Below are 23276 nucleotides of genomic sequence, written 5' to 3'. Positions count from 1 at the left end.
ATCGCTCGAACCGTTGCGCGAAAACTCCTTGCTTGGCAATTGCGCTACTTTCCGCCGACCGGCAGCGCGCGCTGCACGACGTTGAGGAAGAAGCGGATGCCGATCGGGACGATGGCGTCGTTGAAGACGAAACGGTCGCCATGCAGTCCGGCGCCCGGGCCGACATCGCCGGCGCCGATCCACACATAGGCGCCGTCGCCGACGCCCTGCAGCAGGAAAGCAAAATCCTCGCAGCCCATGCTGGGCTGGAACTCGGTCGCGACACGTTCCGCGCCGACCGTATCCGCGCCGGCTTGCGCGGCGAGCGCCGCGCCGCTTGCCGGATTCACCACCGGCGGGTAGCCGCGCCTGTAGGTGAGCTCGGCGCTGGCGCCGTGCATGGCGGCGCATGACGTCGCAACGCGCTCGATCTCGGCCGCACAATGATCGGAAAGCGCGCGGTCATAGAAGCGGCAGGTGCCTTCGACCCTCACCTCGCCCGGCACGAAATTGTTGAAGCGACCGCCGTGGATCTGCGTCACCGACAGCACGGCCGGCGACAGCGGATCGATGCTGCGGGAAACCAGCCGCTGGATCGCGCTCACGAAGCTTGCCGCGGCAAGCAGCGGATCGTCACCCAGATGCGGCATCGCCGCGTGGCAGCCGCTGCCGCGAAAGACGATCTCGAAATCGTCGACCGCCGCCATCTGCGGCCCAGCACGCACGCCGATATGGCCCTCCGGAAAGCCCGGCCAGTTATGCACGGCAAAGACCTGCTCGACCGGGAAGCGCTTCAGCAGTCCGTCCTCGATCATCTTCTTGCCGCCGCCCAGCACCTCCTCGGCCGGCTGGAAGACGAACACCACGGTGCCGTCGAAACTGTCGCTTTCGGCCAGTAGTTTCGCCGCGCCTAGCAGCATGGCGGCGTGGCCGTCATGGCCGCAGGCATGCATGACGCCATCCTTGCGCGAGGCGTAGGCCAGGCCCGTTGCTTCCTTGATCGGCAGCGCGTCCAGCTCGGCGCGCAGCGCGACCGCCTTGCCGCTCGCGCCCTTCGTCAGCGTCGCCACCATCGCGGTGGCGCTGACGTTGGTGTGGACGGTCAGGCCGAATTCCGTCAGCTTCGCCGCGACGAAAGCCGCCGTCTCATGCTCGGCGAAGCCGAGTTCCGGATTGGCGTGGATCGCCTGCCGCCAGCCGATCACCTCGGAGACGATCGCCGCTATCCCGTCGTTTTCCCGCATCGTCTTATCTCCGCTTCGTTTGCGGCGATGTTGCCGATGTTCCCGGCTCGCGTCTTGAACGGGATTGACGGGCAGGGCGGTTTGAAGAAGGCTTGTCCTGATGAGTGACGCCAGCGAGCAAAGAGAACGCGAAGCAGCAAAGCTGACGCGGCATGAGAGCCTCGGCGGCCTCGAAATGCTCGCCGCCCGCTACCGCGACCACGCTTATGCGCTGCACACGCACCCGACCTGGGTCTTCGGCGTCGTCGTGGCCGGCGTCGAGAAGCTGCGCATTGGCCGCCGCCAGCATCTGGCCCAGGCGGGTTCGATCATCATCGTCAATCCCGAAGAGCCGCATGACGGCGAGAAGGGCGCACCCGCCGGCTGGGCCTATCGCACCTGCTATCCGGACGCCGCCTTGATGGCCGAGATCGCCGAGGATCTGGAGCTGCGCGGACTGCCGATGTTCAGCGAGGGCATCGTGCAGGCGCCGGAACTGGCGCGAGCTTTCGTGCGTGCTCATCGCCTCGCCGGAGAGCTCGATCAGGAAGCGGCGATGTTGGTGGTGCTCAGCAAACTCGCCAAGCGCTTCGGCGATGGCAAGGTCCGGGACCATGCTTCGGAAGCCGGCGAGACAGCAAGGCGCTTCCGCCTCTATGGCGAGCTGATCGCCGCCGATCTTTCGGCCGGCTTCGACCTTGCGCAGCTGGCGGCGGCGGCCAGGGTCACCCGCTTCCAGGTCATCCGCGACTTCCACCGCGCCGCCGGCATGACGCCCGGCCAATATCTGCGCGACCGCCGCATCCGCGCCGCCTCGGTGCTGATGAAGACCGAAATGCCGCTGGCCGAGATCGCTGTTGCGACCGGCTTCGCCGATCAGAGCCATCTGACCCGGGTATTCAAGACGATCAAGGGCCTGTCGCCCGGCGCTTGGCGCGCCGCGGCCTGAGCGCTGCCTGTTGCGGGTGCTCGCTGGACTACAGCTTCGCTTTGATGCGCTTCATCTTGCCGCTCGCATAGTCGCCATAGCGCAACTTCGACTTGCCGTGCTGGTCCTTGAATGCGTACCACTCGCCATCCGGCAACTTGCGTTGATAGATCACCTTGCCGGCCTGACGATGCTCGAAGCAGGTCATGGATTTCTTCGACCCCCACCCGCCACGCCAGGTCACCCGGTAGCAGACCTTGCCGCCGCCAGGGATGAACCACATGCCGTCGCCATAACCAGGCTTGCCCTTGTCCGAGGTCCAGGCGTCGAACTGCCGCTGCTTCACCGCGAAGAAGGCGGTGCCGTTCTTGCCCCACAGCCACGAATGGTTTTGATAAAGCTGGTAGACGCCCTCGTCGGAGAGGACGGCCGCTGTTGACGCCTGGTTGCCGACCTTGTTCGCGGCCTTGGCCATCGCAGGGGCCTGCGAGCCGACAACAAAAACGAAGCAGGCAAGCGCTGCTCCAACAAAATTCCCCAACGTCCTTTTCACGATTTTATTCCCCCCTACTGATTTACGCCACGCCTACACCCCGTCTCCAAGGCCGTGCTTTGGAGCTTGTCATTTTGAACTTGAAGCTGGAGCCCGTCCCGGATGCCGGGACGGGCTGATCTTTGCGGTCTTACGGCAGCACGTGCTGGGTCACCCGCCAGTCGGGCAGCCCATAGCCGTTCAGCCACGGCCACGTTTCCTTCTGGTTGAAGTAGACCACCGAGGTCAGGGCCGGAAACTCCGCATAGGACTTGCGGGTTTCTTCCGCCCACTTCGTCACATAGTCCTGCTTTCCGACATAGCCGAGCTCGGCCACGACCACCGGCTTGTTGAATTTCGCGACACGGTCGTAGCCGGGCTTCAGCGTCTCGGCGAAGGTGCGGTCGCGGCCCGTTTCGTCATTGTCCCTCTTCTGCAGGCCGAACACCGACAGGCCGATGACGTCGACATAGTCGTCACCCGGATAGTACTTCTCGAGGCCGTCCATTCCCTTGGGAGACCACATGTATTTGGCCGCGGGCGCGGCCTTGCGGCAGACATCGACCTCGCGCTTGTAGGCGGCGATCCAGTCCTTCGGCGCCCAGTTGGCCCAGGTGAAGCGGCCGTTGGTGTCTTCCATTTCCTGCGCCCAGCGGATCGTCACCGGGCTTTTCATCTGTCCGACCAGGTTGCAGATCGCCTGCATGTTGGCGTCGTATCTGCCGCTCAAGATGCCGTTGCGCAGCTCCGGCGGCGTGATGCGCCAATCCTTCGACCAGGTCCACGGCTCGATGGTGATCAGCAGCGAGCGGCCGCGCTGCAGAGCGTAGGCGTCAGCCAGCGGCAGCGTCGAGAGATCGACGTCTTCCCAAGGCAGGAAGAGCTCCTCGATGGTGGCCGATTTGTCGTTGCTGAAGTCGCCATAGGGATCGTAGGAGCCGAATGCCGACGCGGCCGAACTCGTCTGCACCGGATCCGTTCCTAAAGGCGATCCCGCCGACGCCGGCAGGACAAGGCCGACGATAAATGCCGACACAAGTGCGGTTGCTGTGGGGTATTTCATGCCCAACCTCCATAGCCTCAACGAAGGATGTTGAAGCTCGCCACAGCGTGCCGATAGGGATCGGCACGCAAACCCAATCGGTCCGCCGACGTGAACTGCGGGTTTTCTGAGCGACTGGGACGGGCACAGCTTTGGCGCGAGGCCGTCCATCACAGTAATCCCTCGGGTGCCTATACCTTGGAATCCCCGGGAGACTGTCGCCGCGATACTCACAAATTCGCGTCAACATTACGATATTAACCCTTCCTGATATAAGAGCCTATGCTTGCCCAGAGTCAAGAGCAATTAACCGTTACTTAACCATATCGGGGCCGCATGGTTAACGCGACGGTTGCAAAAAGCGCCTACGGCCGTCGGCTTCGCTGTCGTCGGAATCCCCTCGACGTGGCGCGCCAAGCCGCAAAAGGCTGTCCGCCCAAGAGATGAGGTTAACCAGTTCTCAAGAAGCTTGGTCAACGCAAGCTTAATTCTGTTGACTCTCCATTAGGAGATGCTGATTCTACCTTGGGGATGTGAACGCTTTCGGCCGCAAGGGCGAGGGCGGAAGTGGCGGCGGGTTGGTATGAGCGTTTCGTTGGATGCCGGCGTTGTCGGCGGCAAAGAGGGGCGTGCGAGCCGGCGCGGCAGGGCTCCTGTCGGCGCTGGCCCCAAGGGCCCCTATCTCGTGCCGGTTCTGTCGCCCCGGCAGCAATTGATCCTTCGGCTCGGCCTCGCCTTCTGGTTTGTCACGCTCATCTTCTTCTGGTCCTGGTGGTTGCGGCCGGAACACGTCGAGCATATCGGGCCATATGCCTTCGCCACCATCGTGCTGGCCTGGCTGACGCTGATGCCGATGTACTTCCTGCTCAACGTCCATGCCTCACGGAAATCCTCGAAGCTGCATGCCGTCCCCAAGCGCTCGCGTGTCGCCATGGTGGTCACCAAGGCGCCATCCGAGCCGTTCGCCGTCGTTCAGCGCACGCTGGAGGCGATGCTCGCGCAGGACTATCCGCACGACACCTGGCTGGCCGACGAGGATCCGTCGGAGGAGACGGGCCGCTGGTGCGATGCGCATGGCGTGATGATTTCGACACGGCGCGGCCGCGAGGACTATCACCGCAAGACCTGGCCGCGCAGGACACGCTGCAAGGAAGGCAATCTCGCCTTCTTCTATGACCACTACGGCTATGAGCGCTACGACTTCGTCGCCCAGATGGATGCCGACCATGTGCCGTCACCGACCTATTTGAGGGAAATCCTTTATCCCTTCGCCGATCCGGCCGTCGGCTATGTCTCGGCGCCCAGCATCTGCGACAACAATGCCGGCGAAAGCTGGGCGGCGCGCGGCCGCTTGTTCCCGGAAGGCATGTTCCACGGCCCCTTGCAGTCCGGCCACACCGGCGGCGGCGCGCCGCTCTGCATCGGCTCGCACTACGCGGTCAGGACGAAGGCCCTGCGTGAGGCCGGCGGGCTTGGTCCGGAACTAGCCGAAGATCATTCCACCTCGATGCTGATCAATGCCGCCGGCTGGCGCGGCGTTCACGCCATCGATGCGATTGCCCATGGCGACGGTCCGCGGACCTTCGCCGATCTCGTCACGCAGGAATTCCAGTGGTCGCGCAGTCTGGTGACGATCCTGCTCGAATACACGCCGCAATATTTCCACAAGCTGACGTCGCGGCTGAAGTTCCAGTTCCTGTTCTGCCAGCTCTGGTACCCGCTGTTCGCGCTCTTCGCGCTGATGATGTACGTCATGCCGATCTATGCGCTCTACACAGGGCGCAACTTCGCCAACGTCATGTATGCCGATTTCGTCCTCTATTACCTGCCCAACTCGGTGGCGCTGGTCGGGCTGGTGATGATGCTGAAGGCGTTCGGCCTATCGCGACCCCTGACCGCGAAGACGTTGAGCTGGGAAGGCACGCTGTTCCTGTTCTTCGCGCGTTGGCCCTGGGTGCTGTGGGGGACGCTGTCGGCGGTCCGCGATTATATGACGAAGTCCTTCGTCGATTTCCGAGTCACCCCGAAAGGCAGCGGCCCGAAGCACCTTTTGCCCGCGCGTGCCTTCGCGCCCTATGTGGTCCTGGCGATCGGCGCTGCCCTGCCTGTGCTCACCGTCAGGCATCCCTTCGATGCCACCGGCTTCTATTGGTTCGCCGCCTTCAATGCTTTCCTCTACGGCCTGCTGGTTGTGGTCATCATTGCCAAGCACATTGCCGAAAACAGGATCTCGCTGCGCGCCAATGCCGGCAAATTCGCCTTGCACGCCTCCTTGGCGCTGCTCGCGCTCGGCGTACCGGTCGCCGGCTTCTACGATCGCGGACTGGAAGGCATCTATGGCCTTCAGCAGGGTGCCGGCGGCTTCCGCATCGTCAGGATCGCCTATGTGGTTTCCGGTGCCGGCATGGGCGACATAGGCTCGCGCAATTTCTACTTCGACCCCGGCTGGGACGCGCCGCGCTAAGGCCGCAAGCGCCCTTCGAACACAGCCAGTCTGAACCCGACGATCCGCTTGCGGGCCGGTCGCCGTTTGTCTGCCAAAAGTTCAAATTTTAATAAGAGTCGATCGAGTGCCGAAAGACGACGCTCATCATGTCGTTTGCACGAATTTTAATAAGTCTCCTCTAATATTAAGCCATGATGTGAGCTGCGAAAGGCCGCTCACGCCGGGCGCGAAAGAAAGCAGAGCGAAATATATCTTCGCGCCATGGTGAACTATATTTCACGGCAGGGGACGGCAATGAAGAAATTCATGGAAAGCGCGGCGGCGGTCGGCAGAAAATATGCCCACGCCTTTGCCGCTATTGCATTGGTATCGATGGTGTCTGGTTGCCAGACCATGGATACGGCCAAGACCAGCTCGATCGGCGGCAACAAGCCCGCGGTGAAGGCAATCGGCAACAAGGTCCATTACGTCAAGAAGAAGCAACTCTATCGGGTCCATCGCAAGCATCTGACGCAGATGACCAGCGTGACGCGTGTGAGGGAGGAAGCTTATGCCGCCTTCCTGCGGCCGCAGCGCATCCGCACGTCGGCGCCGACCAGGGTTTCCTACAGCCTGGGCAGTGCTGGCCCGCTGCTCGGCCATTCGCCCTGGATTTGCGGTCCGAGCGGCTTTGGCCAGCGCTCGGCTTGCCGGGCGCGTTGAACCACATCAGCGCTCGGGCCTGCCGCGCGCTGAACGGTCGCCGGGGGGCGAGAGCCGGGGGCGAGAGGATTTGCGCCTGACCGCGCGCTACCTCTTGCCCTCCGGCCGCCATTCCTGCCGGTACCAGTCGACGAACTTCGCCAGCCCTTCCTCGATCGACACTTTCGGCTTGAAGCCGAAGTCGCGCTCCAGCGCGCTGGTGTCGGCATAGGTCTTCTCGACCTCGCCGGGCTGCATTGGCAGATCTTCGCGGATAGCCTTGACGCCGAGCAGCCTTTCCAGCGTCTCGATGAAACGGCCGAGATGCACCGGCTGGCTGTTGCCGATATTGTAGATCAGATGCCTTGGACCGTCGGCTGGCGGCGGCCGGTCCAGCACCGCAACCACGCCGTCGACGATGTCGTCGACATAGGTGAAGTCGCGCCACATCTCGCCATGATTGAAGACGCGGATCGGCTTGCCGGCCAGCATCGCCTCGGTGAAGATCCAGGCGGCCATATCCGGGCGCCCCCAGGGACCGTAAACAGTGAAGAAGCGCAGGCCGGTCTGCGGCAGGCCATAGAGATGCGAATAGGTCGAGCTGATCAGCTCGTCGGCTTTCTTGGTCGCGGCGTAGATCGACACCGGATTGTCGACGCGGTCGGTCTCCGCGAACGGCACCTTGGTATTGCCGCCATAGACCGAGCTCGACGAGGCATAGACGAGATGCTTGATCTCGGGCGATGCGCGGCAAAGCTCCAGCACCTCGAGATGGCCGAGGATGTTGGCGTGGATGTAGGCGCGCGGATTTTCGAGTGAGTAGCGCACACCCGCCTGGGCGCCGAGATGAGCGATGCCGCCCAACTTTTGACCCTTCAGCTTCGCTGCCAGCGCGCCGGGCTCGGCGATGTCGAGCTGGAGGAACGAAAATCCCCTGTTCGGGGAAAGCCTGGCGAGCCGCGCCGCCTTCAGCGCCGGGTCGTAATAAGTGTTCATGCTGTCGACGCCGACAACGTCGTCGCCGCGCGCGAGCAGGCGCTGGCAGACATGGCTGCCGATGAAGCCGGCGGCTCCTGTCACCAGGATGGTCATGCAGGGACCTCGGGCGAGAACAGGGCGGTCCAGATCATTTCCGGCGTGACCTGGTCTTGTTGCTTGCCGGCGGGCTCGGTAAGTGCCAGCCGTCGCCTTCGCCATGCGCGGGCTGCGGCCGTGCCACATAGGCGAGGGAGACATTTGCTTCGAGATAGACGCGCGACAGCATTTCGGCGAGCACGCCCGACGTCACCATCTGCAGGCCAGCGATGACCAGGAAGAAGCCGGTGAACAACATCGGGCGCGTTCCGATGTCCTGTCCGAGAAACACCTTCAGGCTGAACAGATAGGCCAGCACCAGCGAACCGAGCACGCCGAGCACGATGCCGATGCCGCCGAAGAAATGGCCGGGCCTGGTGCGATAACGCATGAAGAAGAACATGAAGACGAGGTCGAGCACCACGCGGAAGGTGCGCGAGATGCCGTATTTGGACTGGCCGTGGATGCGAGCGTGGTGCGTCACCACTTCCTGGGCGATGCGGCGCGGCGTCGTCACCGTCGCCAGCCATGCCGGGATGAAGCGGTGCATCTCGCCGTAGAGCCGCACGCTGCGGATGACGCTGCCGCGGAAGACTTTCAGGCTGCAGCCATAGTCCTTCAGCTTGACGCCGGTGACGCGCGCGATCAGCGAATTGGCGATGCGTGACGGCAGCCTGCGCATCCAGAAACCTTCCTGGCGGTTCTTGCGCCAGCCGGCGACGAGGTCGAGGTCCTCGGTCAGCAGGCGATAGACCATGCGCGGAATGTCGAACGGGTCGTTCTGCAGGTCGCCGTCGAGCGTCGCGATGACGTCGCCGCGGGCGGCGTCGAGGCCGGCCTGCATGGCCGCGGTCTGCTTGAAGTTGCGCACCAGTTCCACGCCATGCACATGCGGACCATACTCGGCCGCGAGCCTGCGGATTTCGTTCGGCGTGGCGTCGGTGCTGCCGTCGTCCACCAGCACGACTTCCCAGGGCTGGCTGTAGTTCTCCATCGCCTGGTGGATGCGCACGACCAGCGGCTCGACATTGTCGGCCTCGTTGTACATGGGAATGACGATGGACAGCTTGTGCTCGGGCATGACGGCGCCGGCGGGCAGTCCCGTTTGGGGGATGGGGAGCAGATCCATGGCGGTCATTTCCTTGCAGGCCCCGCGGCCGGGGTCTCCGGCAGCGTCGATTTCGAGGGAAACAGCCAGGCGATCGCACCAGTGGCGACGGCCGAGCAGAGGATGAAGAGATGCAGCGCCAGCGCCGCCTGCAGGCCGTCCTTCATGGCGATGCCGGAGTAAAGCAGCGCCGCCGCGGCGCCCGCCTCATAGGTGCCGAAACCGGCGACGCCCTGCACCGGCAGGATGGCGGCGGCCTCGGCTCCGACAGCGCCGGGAAAGGCGGTCTGGAAGGTGGTGCCGAGCAGCATGGCGAGCAGCCATCCCTGCACGGCAAGCTTCAGCGTCCAGTTGGCGACCGTCCACCACCAGCCGTAGCGGGAGCGCCCGGTCGCCTCGGTGAAGATGTCGCGCAGCTTGCCGAGCTTCGAAACGATCTTGCCGCGTCCGGCCCAGTCATGCGGCGCGCGCGCCCAGCGTGGCAGATACCAGGCAACCGCAATCAGTGCCGCGATGCCCGCGGCCCTGAGCGCCGGATGAAGGCCGGGCCACACCAGGCAGGCAAGCACGCCGACGACGAAGGCGTCCTGCAGCCTGAACCACAGAAGCGAAGCGCTGGCGCGCACGATCGAGATGCCGAACACCTGGCGCAGAAGCAACGGGAAGGCGGTTTCGCCGCCGCGGAACGGCACCACGTTGATCATGGCGTTGTGGATCAGGATGACGCGCAGGCAGGCGCCAAAGCGGCCGTTCACCTCGTCGCGGAATTCGTCGCAGACGCGCAGCGCGCGCAGCACATAGGTGACGAACAGCGTAAGTGTCACCGCCGCGAAGGCGCCCGGCGTGACGCTGGCGAAGGCGTCGCCCACCATCTTCCAGCGCGCGTCGCCGGCAAGCCATACCAGTAGCGCCAGGGTGACGATTATCGAGAATGCTTTTTTCAACCAGGTCTCCGCCGGCTTCCGTTGCCGCGTCAGCGGCTGCGGACGCAACGTTCATCGGTACGCGGCCGTCCGCCGACTGCCGTTTGCCGCCGAAAGGCCATGGCCGGCCTCGACAGGCGCCGCTCCCTCACGGGCGGGTGATCCTATAGACCAGCAGCTTGTCCGAATCCACAAGCTTGGTTGCGGTCTTGTCGAGGTAGTCGACCACCCCGTCATGATGTTCGACGAACAGACGATCCCGTTTGTCGGCGGCGTTCTTGGCGGTGCCGAAATAATCCGCGCCCTGGGTGCGCAGATCCTCGAGCTGCGCGATCGCGGTGGTGTCGTCCTCGGCGAATTTCGACCATTCGACATCGCCGCCGCCGGGCGGGAATACCCAGCCGCGGACCCGGCTGTAATAGATCGCGACGGGGTCGCCGGCCTCCGGCGCGATGGCGACGACAAGCTCGCCGGGCTGGACGAGGCGCGCCAATTCCTCACCGAGCAGCTTGCCGTTCATGGCGATCGGCGCCTTCATCGTCTTGAGCAGAGGAACGGTCGAAAGCGCCAGGGCCAGCGCCGCGATGAAGGCCGAGCGCAGCATGACGGCGGGGGTGAGCGCCGTTCCGGTGCCGAGCGTCGCCAGCACCAGCGCGCCGCGACCGCAGAACATCGCCAACGGCACATTGAAGATGTGGTAATTCCATGGATTGCTGGTGATCTCGCGCGCCGCGGCGATATAAACGACCGCTGCCGCCGCGAGCCACACATAGGGAATGGCCGAAAGAGCTCGCTCGCTGGTCTCGGCAGGCTTCGGCGGCATCCAGAATCCGACGGCGATCAGCGCCATGAACGGATAGCCGTAGAACCACCAGACCGAGGTGTTCCAGACGGACTTCAGGTAGAAACTGTTCTTGAAGAATGTTGAGAAGCCGGAATCCCAGATATAGCCGCTGCCCGCCACATGATACGGCGGGTAGGAGCGGCCGAGATAGATCGCCCAGCTGAAATAAGCGGCGATGATGGCGAGGCTCAGCAGCCCAGCCGCGAACACCCTGGCCGCATGCCTTCTTTTCCCGGCAACGATCCAGCAGACCATCAGGTAGAAGATGACCGCGCCGGCAGCGAGTCCGGGCGGCTTCGCGAGTGCGCCCAGCGTGAAGCTGAGCGTCGCCAGCGGCAGCAGCCATGCGTTGCCGCCGGTCCAGTATTTCGCGAACACCCACACGCCAAGCGTCACCAGCGCCAGCATCGAGGGGTCGGGCAGGAACGAGCTGTCGATCATCGCCGGACCGGGCATCAGCGCATAGGCGAGCGCCGCCGCGTGGGCATGCGCCTCGTCCCAGCAGAGCGCGGTCAACCGGTGCAGGGAAAACACCGTCACCATGCCGAACGCCGCCGCGATCATCCGTCCGAACCAGTCGTGCCAGCCGAAGAGCTGATAGAGCAGGGCGGTGAGATAGCTGACGATCTGGAATTCCCGCCCCTGATAGCTCGGCCCGGGGCCGGTCCAGCTCACTTCGGGAAAGAAGATGTTCCAGCTGCGCTGCTGGAAATTGTCGGCCATCATGGCAGTGCTTGTCTCACGCCAGCTGAAAGCGTCGACAAGCGGCTGGGTGATGTTGTGAAACCGGGCGATTGCCGCCACCAGCAGGATGGCCAGCAAAATCAGCGTATGGAGATTGATACGGATGCCGGCCGCTGCTTGCCGGACGGGCAACGCCACGCCCTGGACGTCGGCCGTTTCCGTGTTGCCTGTCATCTGGAGCCGCCCCTTCCCACCCAAGCTACTCTGGCGCAGCACAATTGCCAAACACTGTCACAGTATCACAAGATTGTAATAGCCGTGGTTAAATAACAGCTTGTTGCGATGCTTAGACTTGGACTCGGTTGACATGGCGCCTCGCGCGGCTGTTAATGGTTTCAAGGGCGCTGATCGCGCCGCGCCGGGCTGACGGGCCCGGGCTTGCGACGGAACGCGAAAAGCCCCGAAGAAAATCTTCCAAACCATGGTTACTCGACCCGACCGTGACAGGGTCGAGGTGGGGGCTATCGACATGCGCTTGCTCATCGACACGACAGACCAGGCTGCTTTTCCATCCAAGCCCGGCATGAGCGTCCGCCGGCATCCGGCGCGCGGCTGTGTCGTGGCGCTCCTGATGGCCTGCGGCCAGCTCGCGTTTGCAGGCGCCGCCGATGCCGCCGCGGCGAAGAACAGCGCGGCTGTCGAGGCCGCCGCCAAGCCCGAAGCCGCGCCGACGGCGTTCGAGTTGCAGCTTCTCTATGCCGACCGCACCTGGAACTGGAAGAATGGTGCCGCCTATTTCGGGCTGGACAGGCGACTGCATGCCTGGACGGCCGGTGAGGATAAGCCCGCCGTCGCCGAAGGCCGGTGGCTGGTGACCGACACCGGCAAGATGTGCATGGAACTTGCCTGGAGGTCCAAGACCTACACCACCAAGCCGCAACGCACCTGCTACAGCCACCGCATCGAAAGCGGCAACATCGAGCAGCGCAAGGACCCGGACGGCGAGTGGTACGATTTCAAGCACGCCAAGGACGATCCCGCCGACGAGCATAAAAAATTCGAGGCCGGCAACACCAAGGGCACGCAGTTCGACGAGACCCGCAAGCTGGTCGACAGCAAGAGTTGATGCATGTCGCTCAAAAACCCTGAAGCGCGTCGCCTGGATCCGTTTCAGCGCGACGCGCTTTGGAGCGGGACTTGCCCAAGAACACATGCTTCGGGCGAGCCGGCAATTTCCATTGAAAGCTGAACCGCTCCAACAGCCTTCCGCCCGGATAGAAGAGGCTCGCTGAGACAAGCCCTCAACCAAGCTCAGCGAGCCCGCGCCCCGACACAGTACTCACAGGGACGACTGCCAGCCTTGCGGGCTGGCGTTTTTTCGTTGTCTTCGCGCCGCTCGACGCGCGCTTTACGCGTGAAACGGTGGAGGTTGCGCCAAAAGCTTTCGGCATCGAGGCCGCGGCAAGCCCGAAGAAGGGCGCGGCCGTCCTGACGATGGTGTCGATGTCGGAATTCTCCGCCATGAAGCCCAGTCGCTCGCGCGCCAGGCTGGGATCGGCGAAAAGCCCGGCCGGGTCGCCGGGCCGGCGCGGCTTGTAAGCAACCGGCACCGGGCGCGACGTGATGCGCCCGACCGCCTCGAGGATTTCCTGGATCGAGATGCCTTGGCCGGTGCCGAGATTGACGGACAGGCTGTCGCCGCCGGCCTCGAGATGCATCAATGCCTTGAGATGCGCGCGGGCGAGATCGCTGACATGGATGTAGTCGCGCACGCAGGTGCCGTCCGCCGTCTCGTAGTCGGTGCCGAAGACCTCTATCGCCTCGATCATGCCCGACGCCGCCATCAGCACACGGGGAATGAGATGGGTTTCGGGCGTATGCCACTCGCCGAGCTCACCCTCGGGGTCGGCGCCGCAGGCGTTGAAGTAGCGGAGGATCGCGTATTTCATCCCATAGGCTGCGGCGTAGTCCCTGATGATTTCTTCGCCCATCAGCTTGCTGCGGCCATAGGGGCTGATCGGCTTCTGCGGCGAAGTCTCGCTGACCGGCAGCGCCTCCGGCACGCCGTAGGTTGCGCAGCTCGAGGAAAAGATCACCTTGTCGATGCCGTTTGTCCGCGCCGCGTCCAGCACCGCGATCGTGCCGCCGACATTGGTCGCGTAATACTCCGCCGGCTCGCTGACCGACTCGCCGACATAGGCAAGGGCAGCGAAGTGGATGACCGCCAGCGGCTTGTAAGTGCCGATCGCCCGCTGCAGCGCTTCGCGGTCGCGGATGTCGCCGACGACCAGCGGACCCCAGGCGACGGCCTTCCGGTTGCCGCGGCCTAAATTGTCGTAGACCACGGGCAGGTAGCCCGCCGCCGAGAGCAACTTGCAAGTATGGCTGCCGATGAAGCCGGCGCCACCCGTCACCAGAACGGGGCGGCGGGTCGTCATGCTGTCGCCTCCCTGACAGAGGACGCCTGGACGGCTTGCGGGACGACGAACCTTCGGCAGCCCAGCAACGCGTCGAAATAGGCCGTGGTATGGGCGAGCCCTTCGCTCAGCGCGACCTTCGGTTCCCAGCCGAGGTGTTGCCGGGCAAAGGAGATATCGGGCTTGCGCTGCCTGGGGTCGTCGACGGGCAGCGGCCTGTGCACGATGTGCGAGCGTGAATTCGTATAGTCGATGACCAACTCGGCCAATTCCATGATGGTGAACTCGACGGGATTGCCGAGGTTGACCGGGTGCTGCGGCGCCGCCGCGGCGTTCATCAGCCGCACGAAGCCTTCGATCAGGTCGTTGACGAAGCAGAAGGAGCGCGTCTGCGTGCCGCTGCCATAGACGGTGATATCGTCGCCGCGCAGCGCCTGGACGATGAAGTTCGATACCACGCGGCCGTCGTCGGGCTGCATGCGCGGGCCATAGGTATTGAAGATGCGCGCGACGCGGACATCGATGCCGTATGTCCGCGAGTAATCGAAGAACAGTGTCTCGGCCGAGCGCTTGCCCTCGTCGTAGCACGAGCGCGGGCCGTGCGTGTTGACGTTGCCGAAGTACCCTTCCGGCTGCGGATGCACCAGCGGATCGCCATAGACTTCCGAGGTCGAGGCTTGGAAGATCTTGGCGTTATGGCGCCTGGCGAGCTCCAGAAGACTGATGGAGCCCAGCACGCTCGTCTTGAAGGTGTGGATCGGATCGGCTTGGTAGTGAGGCGGAGAGGCGGGGCAGGCGAGGTTGTAGATCTCGTTGACAGTGAAGTCCGCCGGCAGGTCATCGATGATGTCATGCTTGACGCAGGTGAAGGAGGCGTCGCGCGCTATGCCTGCAAGATTGTATCTTTTGCCGGTGTGGAAATTGTCCAGCGCGATGACTTCATAGCCGTCGGCGAGCAGCCTTTCGCACAAATGCGAGCCCAGGAAACCCGCTCCGCCAGCGACCAGAGCGCGACCACGATCGATACCCCTGCGACCTGGCCCGCCGTCCAGCTTCAAGACCTTGGCAACCCTACTCATGGCTCCCTCACGCACACACACTATCGCTCCGGCCAGGACAACAGCGTTGCCCGACCAGGTGAAATCATGGCGGCGTTCCGCATGCGCGGAACCGCCATTGACCGAAGTGTTTGTCTGAGTTCGCGGAGCTCTTGCCGTGCGGCTATTTGCTGCCGCTCAGCGTCCCTTCGCCCCTAAGTCGCGATCCACGAATATGGTTGCCACCACCGCGGACTGCTCGCCCAAATTGCACACCCAACGCATATAAAAATATACCTGTGGACAGCATAGTCAACTAAATTAGCGTTTCGTTAACCTTGCCTGTTAGCGATTGGTTAATCATAACGGCTGGGGACCGGATCTGCCGGCGGTCCAAAAGTACTGTGATCGTGTTGGCAGGGGCCGGGTAATGAAACGACGCGCCGAACCGGCCTGCCAGCGTCCCGGTGAGGACTCTTGCGGGTGCCGCCGGCATCTCCAAGCATAGCGTGAAAAGGAGATTGGGGGCAGGCGCGCCCCACGCGTTCGGTTTTATTCGGATGACTGGATCGAATGTCAGATGTTCTGCACCGAAAGCGGTCCAGGACCTCTGAGGAAGCAATGGGACTGCTGTCCGAAGCCGCTTGGGCTGCAGATATGCGCGGCGTTTCCGAAATAGGGATTGACGCTCACGCTGGTAATCGGGGCAGGAACTGTTCTTGTCTGCGCAACTCGATTTGGTTTCAAGTTGACTAAGGCAGCGCTGCCGCTCTGCGACGCGCTGAATGCGGTCGGTTGTCCGAAATTGAAATATTGGCAGCCGGAAACCGCTAGGACCGTGCTGAAAATCAAGGAACTATAAAAAATTTTGCTTGAAACGAAAAAAAGTTTGCCAGTTGAATGCGCGGTTTGTTTCTTGTGAGCCATGAGTATCAAAAATCCTCTTAGGCGTATGGGGCCCCTTGTATCCGAATCGCTGGCTAGCAGCCCACCCTGTGCACATTATGGCAAACTTGGTTAATTTAGCGATAGCTGTTTGACGCGTGCCTGGATTTTGATTGCTCGGCGGAAGTGCCGAAGGGGCGTGGGTGGGCCATTCACATCCGCCGGTTGTCAGGATGAATGGCTGAAGATCGTCGCGCTCACGATAAACGCACGGCCCGCGAAGCTGCAGGCCATGCGTTTGGTTTCAGGCATATGCCGCAACGGAGTTCACTCTCCGCCCATCTCCTTCTTGAACTGGGCGAGATCGACCTGCATGCCGTTGAAGATGGTGCTCCAGTGGCGGGTCAAGGCGGCCATGGCGACGGCCTCCTGGATCTCCTCGTCGGTGGCGCCGGCGCGTTTCGCGTTCTCGGTGTCCGACCAGATGCAGTAGCTGCAGGGGATTTGCGCTGCGACAGCGAGCGAGATCAGCGACTTCACCTTAGGCGGCAGCGCCGTCTTGTCGCTGAGCTCGATGGCCTTGACCTCGGCCCACGCGCCGGGCAGACCGGCTTTCGGGAACTGTTTCAGGAAGCCGGGCACGCCGCCCATGGTCGATTGGATGTCCTTGATGGCGGCGTCGTAGTCGTCGGCGCTGGCCGGCGCCGCGGTCAAGGTCACGGTGAGCGCGATGGCGGCGAGCAGCAATGCGGAACGCAGGCAGGAATTCACATTTGGGACGATGCGAATGACTAACACGATGTTCTCCTCTGGTTTTTGTTAGCCTTACGGTGTAAGGTGGGGTGGAAAATGAACCTTACAGTGTAAGTTGTCAAGCGGCGCCATGGACTCGCCAAGCAAAAAAATACGAACCCGCGGAAAACTGTCCCGCGAGATGATTGAGGACGCCGCCTTCGAGGTGATCGAAAGGGAAGGGCTATCCGGCTTTTCGATGCGCAAGCTCGCCGCCAGGCTCGGCTGCGAGGCGATGAGCATCTACCATCACTTCCCCTCGCAGGCGCATCTCTACGAGGCGTTGGTCGATCGCCAGATGAGCGGGCTCGTGATCCCCGACAACAGCCTGCCCTGGCGCGACCGTGCCCGCATCGGCATGCAGGAGTTCCGGCGTGTGGCGACCGAGCATCCGGCATTCGCGCCGTTCATCGTCGTCTACCGGATGAACTCGCCGCCCTGCCTTGCCAAGCTGAATGCGATCATCGGCCTGTTCGAGGATGGCGGTTTCGGACCAGAGCTCAGCGCCCGCCTGTTCCGCGCAGCCGGCTACTATCTGATGGGCGCGATCCTCGATGAGACCGCCGGCTATGCCAAGGGGCCTTCGGCGGTCACCACCGTCAATGACGAGGATCTGGCGCGCGACTATCCCAGCGTCGTGGCCGCCGGCGCCTATTTTGGCGCAGCCGGCTTCGACAAGACTTTTGAGCTTGGCCTGGAGATGTTTCTGGACGAGATGGAGCGGGTCCGCGAAGCTGCCGGGAGCGAAACCGCGCAAAGTAGCGGCGATCGCGGCCGGATGAAGAAATAACCAGGACTTTCGATGCGCTTCCTCTCGGTAATTATTCTCATCGCCGGCGCCGCGATCGGCGTCTTCTATCCATGGGCGATGAGCAATTTCTCCGGCCACGCGATCGGCACATATCGCGTTTATGAAGGCGGCCGCTTCCGGCCGGCCACCGTTCAACTCGCGGCAAGCGACGCGCCTGTCCGTGTGCTGGTCGACCTCACCGCGCGGGCCGAGCGCGTCGCCTCGCAGCAGCGCACGGTGCTGACGCTGACCGCGGCAAGCGGCGGCCGCACCGCGCTCGCTTCGACGCTCTCCTTCAGCCACACCGACAATCCGCGCCAGGTGAGCCCGCAACTGCCCGATAAGATCTTTCGCGACGAGGCTGGTGTGATCGAAACCGTCGCGCCGGGACCTTACGTCTTCACCATCGGTCCGGGCGATGCCGACGGCATCGACATGCGCGCCGTCGATCTGATCTTGCGCGCAGGAACCGGTTCGATCGATGAACGGGCGCAGCCGGCCGGCTATGCGCTGATGGGCATCGGCCTGGTCGGGCTGGTGCTCTCGCTGGTCTTCGGGCGTGGTGGCAAGCCGCCGCAGAATCCCAACGCGCAGCCGCCACCGCCGCGCTGGGGCCGCGGCGGTTCGCAGAGGTGAGGGCGGCATGAATTATCGCCACGCCTATCACGCCGGCAATTTCGCTGACGTCGTCAAGCACACCGTGCTCTGCCGCCTGGTCGAATATCTCAAGCAGAAGGACAAGCCCTTCCGCGTCATCGATACCCACGCCGGCATCGGCCGCTACGACCTTGCCTCGGTGGAGGCCGGTAAGACCGGAGAATGGCAGGGCGGCGTCGGCCGGCTGTTCGAGGCCACGCTCGAGCCTCGGGCGGCAGCGCTCCTTCAGCCCTATCTGCAAGCGGTGCGCGCCGAAAATCCCGACGGCGGCCTTCGTTGCTATCCCGGCTCGCCGCTGATCGTGCGCCACCTCCTGCGCAAGCAGGACCGACTGACGGCGATCGAATTGCATCCCGAGGACGCTGCGCGGCTCAAAGCCGTTTTCGCAGGCGATTTCCAGACGCGAGTGATCGAGCTCGACGGCTGGCTGGCGCTTGGTGCCCATCTACCGCCGAAGGAGAAGCGCGGCCTGGTCCTCGTCGACCCGCCCTTCGAGGGAGAGGGCGAGTTCCCGCGTCTCGTCGAGAACCTGCGCCGCGCGCACCGGCGCTGGCCGGGCGGCATCTATGCGCTCTGGTATCCGGTCAAGGATCGCAAGGCGGTCGCCGCTTTCCGCGCGGCGCTGAAGGAGACGGGCATTCCAAAGCTGCTCGACATCGGCTTCGAGATCCGTCCGGCCTCGAACGAGCCCAGCCTCGACGGCAGCGGCCTGGTCGTCGTCAATCCGCCCTTCACGCTGGAAGGCGAATTGCGGATAATGCTCCCGGCTCTGCACCGGCTACTTGCGGCGGAGCAGCCGTCGCGTTGGACGGTCGATTGGCTGGCTGGCGAGTAGCGCCGGCGTTCTCTTACGCCAGCGCCGACGGCGTCACACCGGTCAGCCGCCGGCTCTCGCGGATCAGATACGCCTGGTCGGCATAGCCGGCCTCGATCGCGAGCACCGCGGTCGAGGCGTCGCCAGCCTTCTCGCGCAAGCGCCGGTAGCGGTGGAAGCGCAGGATGCGGTCGAGCGTCTTCGGCCCATAGCCGAAGGCGTCCTCAAAACGCCGGCGCAGCGTCCGTTCGCTCAAATGCAGATGGCGCTGCAGGAAGGGAACCAGCGGCGTTTCCGGCGGCAGGCCCTCGTCGATGACGTCGTAGGCTCTGCCCATCAGCGGATCGAGCGCGTCATGCCCTTCCGTACGCATGCCGACTGTCTCTTCCAATTGCCGCATCATGCCGGCGAGATTTGGCGCGGCCTTGATACGATCCGACAACTCCCGGGCGCGCGTGCCCCAGACCTCGCCGAGGTCGAGCCGCCCGCCGACGATCTCGCCGGCCGGCACCCCGAGCCAGCCGGCGGCGGCTCCCGGCCGGAAGCGGAAGCCGACGATCACCGACCCGGCCGGCGGCCTCTCGATCTGCGGCTCCTTATCCGGCCCGGCGATGCGGAACCGGCCGTCGATCCATTGCAGGTCGATGGTCGCGTCCGGCGTGATGACGATCGGCGGGACGTCCTCATCCTGCATGCGATGGACCCAGACGGCGGAAAAGGCGCTGGCCAGGCCCGCGGCTGCGGGCTTCTGCTGAAAGAAGCCGGTGGACTGGGCCAGTACCGCTTCCATGCTTTCTCCGATCTGCTCCGGCGGCGGATCGACGCGTCGGCCATTTTGGCCGAAATCTTCAATGCCGGCCGCTTCATCCGTGGCAAACGAGTGCAACTTCAGGGCGCTTCAGGCGCTTCCATCAGACCGCATTCGTTCCCCGGATGTGGTCACGAATATAGAAAGGAGTGAGAGAAATGAAAGCTCGCATCACCGTCCTCACGCTTGGCGTCGACGATCTCGAAGCGTCGCTCAAATTCTACCGCGACGGCCTGGGCCTGCCGACCGAAGGCATCATCGGCCGCGAGTTCGAGCACGGCGCCGTCGCCTTTTTCGAGCTTGCCGGCGGCTTGAAGTTCGCCATCTTCGAGCGCTCGAGCATCGCCCACGACGCCACGGTGCCGCAAAGCGGCCGCAGCCCGACCGAACTCACCATCGGCCACAATGTGGCGAGCGAAGCCGAGGTCGATGCGGCGATGGCCGAGGCCGTCAAGGCCGGCGCGCGCGTGGTCAAGCCGGCGCAGAAAACCTTCTGGGGCGGCTATGCCGGCTATTTCCAGGACCCGGACGATCATCTTTGGGAAGTCGTCTACAACCCCGCTTTCATCCCCAAGGACTGAGCCTTCCGAGAAAATGAGGAGGCCGACATGCCCATCGATACCATCCAGGCGATAGGCGCGCTGCTCATCGGCGGCGTGTTCGTCTTCGCCGGCATCGAGCACTTCCTGAAGTTCAAAGCGATGCGCGACTATCTGGCGAGCCGGAAATTCCCGGCTCCCACCTTCATGCTGGCCGCCGGGTCGGCGCTCGAGATCGTCGCCGGCCTGATGCTGGCGCTGGGCATCGCGGTGCCTTTCGCCGCCGGCGCGCTTGTTCTGTTCACGCTGGCGGCGAATGTCATGCTGCTGCGCTTCTGGGCCTCCGAGGAGCCGGAGCGGCAGGTGCTGCGCAACGCTTTTCTGATCAACTTCGCCGTCATCGGCGGATTGCTGCTGGCCGGCGCGGGTTAGCGGGCGCGCGCCTGCCAACGATGCATTCCGGAAACCATTGTCTTCACAGCCGCTTGACCGCCGCCGAGCGAATCCGCAGAGTGCGCGCACCCGACCTCGAGAGGCTGTCATGACTCGCTTCGCTCATTCCGCCCTTGCCGCGCTGATTTCGCTTTTGACGCCGCTAGGCACGTCGCTTGGCTTCACCCAGGCTGCGCACGCCGCCGACCTTGCCGTCTACACAGAGGATGACGGTGGCGTCTGCGGAGAGGCCTGGGTGCTGAACAAGATCACCAGCCGCTTCTCTTATCAGGTGCGTCACGTGCCGCATCTGCCTGATGTTGCGATCACCGACTTCCATCGCATTCACCAGCGTCGCTATTTGCCGGCGAGCGACGAATGGCCGATCGGCCGCCGCTATTGCGGCGCCACCGTCAGCCTGTCTGATGGCCGCGACCGCACCATCTGGTACCTGATCGAGGAAGGCCAGGGCTTTGCCTCGATCGGCGACAATGTGGAGTTCTGCGTCTCGGGCTTCGACCGCTGGATGGTCTATAACGGCCGCTGCCGCGTTCTGCGGTAATATTTTGCTGGCCGGCAGACAGTTGAAGTAGGCGCTCTACGGCGCCCCCCTCTGGCCTGCCGGCATCTCCCCCACGAGGGGGAGATTAGCAGCTTCGCCGGCCCCGCCTTCCTTCAGACGTTCGAGGTTGGCGAAAGCCCGCGTGACATCTGATCTCCCCCCTTGTGGGGGAGATGCCCGGCAGGGCAGAGGGGGGCGCTGTCCCGCCGACCTATCCTTCGTTCTTGCTCTCAAACGTCTCCGCCAGCGGCCCGCGCAATTAGCAGGGCGCGCTCCCTCTCATTGCCTGTCAGTTCGGCGGCGCGGTGGAATTCGGCCAGGGCTTCCTCTGTTCGTCCGAGCTTTTCCAAGAGATGGCCGCGGACCGTGGGCAACAGATGCGAGTCCCTGAGCCGCGGCTCGTCTTGCAGCGCGTCGGCGACGGCGAGGCCCTGGGCCGGACCGAACGCCATGCCGACCGCCACCGCGCGGTTGACTTCGACGATGGGCGAGGGCGCCGCGAGCGCAAGGGCCTGGTAATAGGCGGCGATCGCGATCCAGTCGGTGTCGGCCATGCTAACCGCGCGGCCATGGCAGGCGGCGATCATCGCCTGCAGCAGATAAGGGCCAGGTGTCGGCGTGAGCGCCATCGCGCGATTGAGGCCGTCGAGACCGCGCCGGATCAGCGACCAGTCCCAGCGGCTGCGGTCCTGATCGAGCAAAAGGATCGGATTGCCCGCTCTGTCGGTGCGGGCGGCAAAGCGCGAGGCGTTGAACTCCATCAAGGCGACCAGCCCGAGCGCCTCCGGCTCTTCCGGCATCAGCGCCGCGAGCGAGCGGCCGAGGCGTAACGCCTCGCTGCAGAGATCGGCGCGCAGCCAGTCCAAGCCCGCCGAGGCCACATAGCCTTCGTTGAAGACCAGGTAGACCACCTCCAACACGGCGGCGAGACGCTCGCGCCGCTCTTCTCCGCGCGGTGTCTCGAACGCAATGCCGGCATCGCGCAGCGCCCGCTTGGCACGCACGATGCGCTGGGCGACGGTGGCTTCGGGCACTAGGAAGGCGCGGGCGATCTCCGGCGTCGACAGCCCGCCCAACATTCGCAGGGCAAGCGCCGCTCGCTGCTCGGCCGGCAGCAGCGGATGGCAGGCGGTGAAGATCAGCCGCAACAGGTCGTCGTCGATGTCCTCGTCGAGCGCCGCCTCGATGTCGGGCATCTCGCGCTCCAGCTCGGAGAGGTCGATCGCGAGCTCGCGGTGCTTGCCGTCGAGCATCACCGTGCGGCGCAGCCGGTCGAGCGCCCGGTTGGTGGCGACCCGCGTCAGCCAGGCGGCCGGGTTGCGCGGGATGCCGTCCCGCGGCCAGCGCTCCAGCGCCTGCAGGAAGGCATCCTGCACCACCTCCTCGGCCAGCCCGACATCGCGCAGATAGCGAGTGAGCCTGGCGGCGAGCTTCGGCTGCTCGATCCGCCAGACTGCTTCGACGGTTGCGCTTGTGGTCAAGCCTTCAGCCCACTGAAGCCTTCCGCCGCTTTCTGGACGTCTTCGGGGAAATCGCTCATTTCCTGGACGCGGCGGATCTCGATGACGTCATTTTCCCCGGCGGGGCAGCGGCGCGCCCATTCGATGGCCTCCTCGTGCGAGCGCACGTCGATCATCCAGTAGCCGCCGAGCACTTCCTTGACCTCCGCGAAGGGGCCGTCGGTGACGGCCGGCTTGCCGCCCTTGAAGCTGACCCGCGCGCCCGCGGACGGCGGATGTAGCCCGTCGAGCGCGAGCAGCACGCCGGCTCGCTTCAGCGCCTCATTGTATTTCATCATCTCCTCCACCGCCTTGGCGCTGGGCATTACGTCAGGAGCCGCGGTTGCGTAGCCGCCGGGGATCATCAGCATCATGAAGCGCATGGGTATCTTCCTTTCGGTTGGGTTGCTTCGATCCTACGACGAACGAGGCCGGGCGGAATCGACGGTGGCGCGAAAAAATTGAGCCGATCCGCCCCTGATGCGAAGGGCAACTGGGTCGAACCTCGGCACTTAGGCTCCGACGCGGCTGCAGCGAGCCCCTGAAATTGACAAAAAGGAAAGCCTTCCCTAAAGAGACA

At 64.0% G+C, this 23276-nt stretch carries 24 protein-coding genes; 10 read left to right on the top strand and 14 right to left on the bottom strand.

The window, feature by feature from the left end:
- Positions 1-44: 44 nt before the first annotated feature.
- Positions 45-1223, bottom strand: coding sequence for an amidohydrolase (locus tag EJ071_RS30230; protein ID WP_126101119.1), 1179 nt, complete (start codon positions 1221-1223; stop codon positions 45-47).
- Between the two features lie 100 nt (positions 1224-1323).
- Between EJ071_RS30230 and EJ071_RS30225 the strand changes: the two genes are divergently transcribed.
- On the top strand, positions 1324-2151 hold the full coding sequence (locus EJ071_RS30225) for an AraC family transcriptional regulator (protein ID WP_126101118.1): 828 nt from the start codon (positions 1324-1326) through the stop codon (positions 2149-2151).
- 28 nt (positions 2152-2179) lie between these two features.
- Here EJ071_RS30225 and EJ071_RS30220 read toward each other — a convergent pair whose 3' ends face one another.
- Together EJ071_RS30220 and EJ071_RS30215 are read right to left on the bottom strand one after the other, a co-directional pair.
- Complete coding sequence (locus EJ071_RS30220) at positions 2180-2605, bottom strand: DUF995 domain-containing protein (RefSeq protein WP_245460034.1); 426 nt, start codon at positions 2603-2605, stop codon at positions 2180-2182.
- A gap of 208 nt (positions 2606-2813) precedes the next feature.
- Complete coding sequence (locus EJ071_RS30215) at positions 2814-3725, bottom strand: glycoside hydrolase family 26 protein (protein ID WP_126101116.1); 912 nt, start codon at positions 3723-3725, stop codon at positions 2814-2816.
- A gap of 562 nt (positions 3726-4287) precedes the next feature.
- Between EJ071_RS30215 and EJ071_RS30210 the strand changes: the two genes are divergently transcribed.
- Together EJ071_RS30210 and EJ071_RS30205 are read left to right on the top strand one after the other, a co-directional pair.
- Positions 4288-6168, top strand: coding sequence for a cellulose synthase catalytic subunit (locus EJ071_RS30210; protein ID WP_126101115.1), 1881 nt, complete (start codon positions 4288-4290; stop codon positions 6166-6168).
- Between the two features lie 276 nt (positions 6169-6444).
- On the top strand, positions 6445-6852 hold the full coding sequence (locus EJ071_RS30205) for a hypothetical protein (RefSeq protein WP_126101114.1): 408 nt from the start codon (positions 6445-6447) through the stop codon (positions 6850-6852).
- 87 nt (positions 6853-6939) lie between these two features.
- On the opposite strand, the gene EJ071_RS30200 is transcribed toward EJ071_RS30205, so the two are convergent.
- The 4 genes from EJ071_RS30200 to EJ071_RS30185 form a co-directional block, all read right to left on the bottom strand.
- Positions 6940-7923 (bottom strand): NAD-dependent epimerase/dehydratase family protein, encoded by a 984-nt coding sequence (locus EJ071_RS30200; protein ID WP_126101113.1) that lies wholly within the window; start codon positions 7921-7923, stop codon positions 6940-6942.
- Positions 7924-7957: 34 nt separating this feature from the next.
- Complete coding sequence (locus tag EJ071_RS30195; RefSeq protein WP_126101112.1) at positions 7958-9034, bottom strand: glycosyltransferase family 2 protein; 1077 nt, start codon at positions 9032-9034, stop codon at positions 7958-7960.
- A gap of 5 nt (positions 9035-9039) precedes the next feature.
- The gene (locus EJ071_RS30190) at positions 9040-9957 is read right to left on the bottom strand and encodes a lysylphosphatidylglycerol synthase domain-containing protein (protein WP_126101111.1); all 918 of its coding nucleotides are present in this window, start codon (positions 9955-9957) and stop codon (positions 9040-9042) included.
- A gap of 127 nt (positions 9958-10084) precedes the next feature.
- Entirely contained in the window at positions 10085-11698 is a 1614-nt protein-coding gene (locus EJ071_RS30185; protein ID WP_126101110.1) for a glycosyltransferase family 39 protein, read from the bottom strand.
- A 247-nt stretch (positions 11699-11945) separates the two neighbouring features.
- On the opposite strand from EJ071_RS30185, the gene EJ071_RS30180 reads away from it, so the two are divergent.
- Entirely contained in the window at positions 11946-12590 is a 645-nt protein-coding gene (locus EJ071_RS30180; protein WP_245460033.1) for a DUF995 domain-containing protein, read from the top strand.
- Positions 12591-12765: 175 nt separating this feature from the next.
- On the opposite strand, the gene galE is transcribed toward EJ071_RS30180, so the two are convergent.
- The 4 genes from galE to EJ071_RS30160 all read right to left on the bottom strand — a co-directional run bounded on the left by galE (position 12766) and on the right by EJ071_RS30160 (position 16601).
- A complete protein-coding gene (galE, locus tag EJ071_RS30175) occupies positions 12766-13902 on the bottom strand; it encodes a UDP-glucose 4-epimerase GalE (protein WP_126101109.1) in 1137 nt (378 codons plus the stop codon).
- Positions 13899-14960, bottom strand: coding sequence for a UDP-glucuronic acid decarboxylase family protein (locus EJ071_RS30170; RefSeq protein ID WP_126101108.1), 1062 nt, complete (start codon positions 14958-14960; stop codon positions 13899-13901). Before EJ071_RS30170 ends, galE begins: the two co-directional genes overlap by 4 nt.
- Before the next feature lie 534 nt (positions 14961-15494).
- Complete coding sequence (locus EJ071_RS30165; protein ID WP_126101107.1) at positions 15495-15845, bottom strand: hypothetical protein; 351 nt, start codon at positions 15843-15845, stop codon at positions 15495-15497.
- A 285-nt stretch (positions 15846-16130) separates the two neighbouring features.
- Positions 16131-16601: a carboxymuconolactone decarboxylase family protein gene (locus EJ071_RS30160; RefSeq protein WP_126101106.1), complete on the bottom strand. Its 471-nt coding sequence runs from the start codon at positions 16599-16601 to the stop codon at positions 16131-16133.
- Between the two features lie 136 nt (positions 16602-16737).
- Here EJ071_RS30160 and EJ071_RS30155 point away from each other — a divergent pair, with 136 nt between their 5' ends.
- Genes EJ071_RS30155 through EJ071_RS30145 form a run of 3 tightly spaced genes read left to right on the top strand, consistent with a single transcriptional unit; the run spans position 16738 to position 18877 of the window.
- Positions 16738-17385: a TetR/AcrR family transcriptional regulator gene (locus EJ071_RS30155; RefSeq protein WP_245460032.1), complete on the top strand. Its 648-nt coding sequence runs from the start codon at positions 16738-16740 to the stop codon at positions 17383-17385.
- A gap of 12 nt (positions 17386-17397) precedes the next feature.
- Positions 17398-18021 carry a hypothetical protein gene (locus tag EJ071_RS30150; RefSeq protein WP_126101104.1) on the top strand — a complete coding sequence of 208 codons (624 nt, stop codon included), beginning with the start codon at positions 17398-17400 and terminating at the stop codon, positions 18019-18021.
- 7 nt (positions 18022-18028) lie between these two features.
- A complete protein-coding gene (locus EJ071_RS30145; protein ID WP_126101103.1) occupies positions 18029-18877 on the top strand; it encodes a 23S rRNA (adenine(2030)-N(6))-methyltransferase RlmJ in 849 nt (282 codons plus the stop codon).
- Positions 18878-18890: 13 nt separating this feature from the next.
- On the opposite strand, the gene EJ071_RS30140 is transcribed toward EJ071_RS30145, so the two are convergent.
- A complete protein-coding gene (locus EJ071_RS30140) occupies positions 18891-19646 on the bottom strand; it encodes an AraC family transcriptional regulator (protein ID WP_126101102.1) in 756 nt (251 codons plus the stop codon).
- Between the two features lie 176 nt (positions 19647-19822).
- Between EJ071_RS30140 and EJ071_RS30135 the strand changes: the two genes are divergently transcribed.
- The 3 genes from EJ071_RS30135 (at position 19823) to EJ071_RS30125 (ending at position 21197) form a co-directional block, all read left to right on the top strand.
- Positions 19823-20245, top strand: a complete 423-nt coding sequence (locus EJ071_RS30135) for a VOC family protein (protein ID WP_126101101.1) — start codon at positions 19823-19825, stop codon at positions 20243-20245.
- Positions 20246-20272: 27 nt separating this feature from the next.
- Entirely contained in the window at positions 20273-20635 is a 363-nt protein-coding gene (locus EJ071_RS30130) for a DoxX family protein (protein ID WP_126101100.1), read from the top strand.
- 109 nt (positions 20636-20744) lie between these two features.
- On the top strand, positions 20745-21197 hold the full coding sequence (locus EJ071_RS30125) for a hypothetical protein (protein WP_126101099.1): 453 nt from the start codon (positions 20745-20747) through the stop codon (positions 21195-21197).
- 230 nt (positions 21198-21427) lie between these two features.
- On the opposite strand, the gene EJ071_RS30120 is transcribed toward EJ071_RS30125, so the two are convergent.
- Positions 21428-22678: an RNA polymerase sigma factor gene (locus EJ071_RS30120; protein WP_126101098.1), complete on the bottom strand. Its 1251-nt coding sequence runs from the start codon at positions 22676-22678 to the stop codon at positions 21428-21430.
- The gene (locus EJ071_RS30115) at positions 22675-23079 is read right to left on the bottom strand and encodes a YciI family protein (RefSeq protein ID WP_126101097.1); all 405 of its coding nucleotides are present in this window, start codon (positions 23077-23079) and stop codon (positions 22675-22677) included. The genes EJ071_RS30120 and EJ071_RS30115 overlap by 4 nt, the downstream gene beginning before the upstream one ends.
- Positions 23080-23276 lie beyond the last annotated feature (197 nt).

This window comes from Mesorhizobium sp. M1B.F.Ca.ET.045.04.1.1, assembly GCF_003952465.1.
GTDB classification, from domain to species: domain Bacteria; phylum Pseudomonadota; class Alphaproteobacteria; order Rhizobiales; family Rhizobiaceae; genus Mesorhizobium; species Mesorhizobium shonense.
Note: the sequence above shows the minus strand (reverse complement) of the source record. Positions and strands in the feature narration are given on the sequence as shown.

Bases quoted from the DNA above. Each gene is read 5' to 3' on its own strand.
- EJ071_RS30230 (WP_126101119.1), bottom strand. From the start codon at position 1,223: ATGCGGGAAAACGACGGGATAGCGGCGATCGTCTCCGAGGTGATCGGC.
- EJ071_RS30225 (WP_126101118.1), top strand. From the start codon at position 1,324: ATGAGTGACGCCAGCGAGCAAAGAGAACGCGAAGCAGCAAAGCTGACG.
- EJ071_RS30220 (WP_245460034.1), bottom strand. From the start codon at position 2,605: ATGGCCAAGGCCGCGAACAAGGTCGGCAACCAGGCGTCAACAGCGGCC.
- EJ071_RS30215 (WP_126101116.1), bottom strand. From the start codon at position 3,725: ATGAAATACCCCACAGCAACCGCACTTGTGTCGGCATTTATCGTCGGC.
- EJ071_RS30210 (WP_126101115.1), top strand. From the start codon at position 4,288: ATGAGCGTTTCGTTGGATGCCGGCGTTGTCGGCGGCAAAGAGGGGCGT.
- EJ071_RS30205 (WP_126101114.1), top strand. From the start codon at position 6,445: ATGAAGAAATTCATGGAAAGCGCGGCGGCGGTCGGCAGAAAATATGCC.
- EJ071_RS30200 (WP_126101113.1), bottom strand. From the start codon at position 7,923: ATGACCATCCTGGTGACAGGAGCCGCCGGCTTCATCGGCAGCCATGTC.
- EJ071_RS30195 (WP_126101112.1), bottom strand. From the start codon at position 9,034: ATGGATCTGCTCCCCATCCCCCAAACGGGACTGCCCGCCGGCGCCGTC.
- EJ071_RS30185 (WP_126101110.1), bottom strand. From the start codon at position 11,698: ATGACAGGCAACACGGAAACGGCCGACGTCCAGGGCGTGGCGTTGCCC.
- EJ071_RS30180 (WP_245460033.1), top strand. From the start codon at position 11,946: ATGGTTACTCGACCCGACCGTGACAGGGTCGAGGTGGGGGCTATCGAC.
- galE (WP_126101109.1), bottom strand. From the start codon at position 13,902: ATGACGACCCGCCGCCCCGTTCTGGTGACGGGTGGCGCCGGCTTCATC.
- EJ071_RS30170 (WP_126101108.1), bottom strand. From the start codon at position 14,960: ATGAGTAGGGTTGCCAAGGTCTTGAAGCTGGACGGCGGGCCAGGTCGC.
- EJ071_RS30165 (WP_126101107.1), bottom strand. From the start codon at position 15,845: ATGGCTCACAAGAAACAAACCGCGCATTCAACTGGCAAACTTTTTTTC.
- EJ071_RS30155 (WP_245460032.1), top strand. From the start codon at position 16,738: ATGATTGAGGACGCCGCCTTCGAGGTGATCGAAAGGGAAGGGCTATCC.
- EJ071_RS30150 (WP_126101104.1), top strand. From the start codon at position 17,398: ATGCGCTTCCTCTCGGTAATTATTCTCATCGCCGGCGCCGCGATCGGC.
- EJ071_RS30145 (WP_126101103.1), top strand. From the start codon at position 18,029: ATGAATTATCGCCACGCCTATCACGCCGGCAATTTCGCTGACGTCGTC.
- EJ071_RS30140 (WP_126101102.1), bottom strand. From the start codon at position 19,646: ATGGAAGCGGTACTGGCCCAGTCCACCGGCTTCTTTCAGCAGAAGCCC.
- EJ071_RS30135 (WP_126101101.1), top strand. From the start codon at position 19,823: ATGAAAGCTCGCATCACCGTCCTCACGCTTGGCGTCGACGATCTCGAA.
- EJ071_RS30130 (WP_126101100.1), top strand. From the start codon at position 20,273: ATGCCCATCGATACCATCCAGGCGATAGGCGCGCTGCTCATCGGCGGC.
- EJ071_RS30125 (WP_126101099.1), top strand. From the start codon at position 20,745: ATGACTCGCTTCGCTCATTCCGCCCTTGCCGCGCTGATTTCGCTTTTG.
- EJ071_RS30115 (WP_126101097.1), bottom strand. From the start codon at position 23,079: ATGCGCTTCATGATGCTGATGATCCCCGGCGGCTACGCAACCGCGGCT.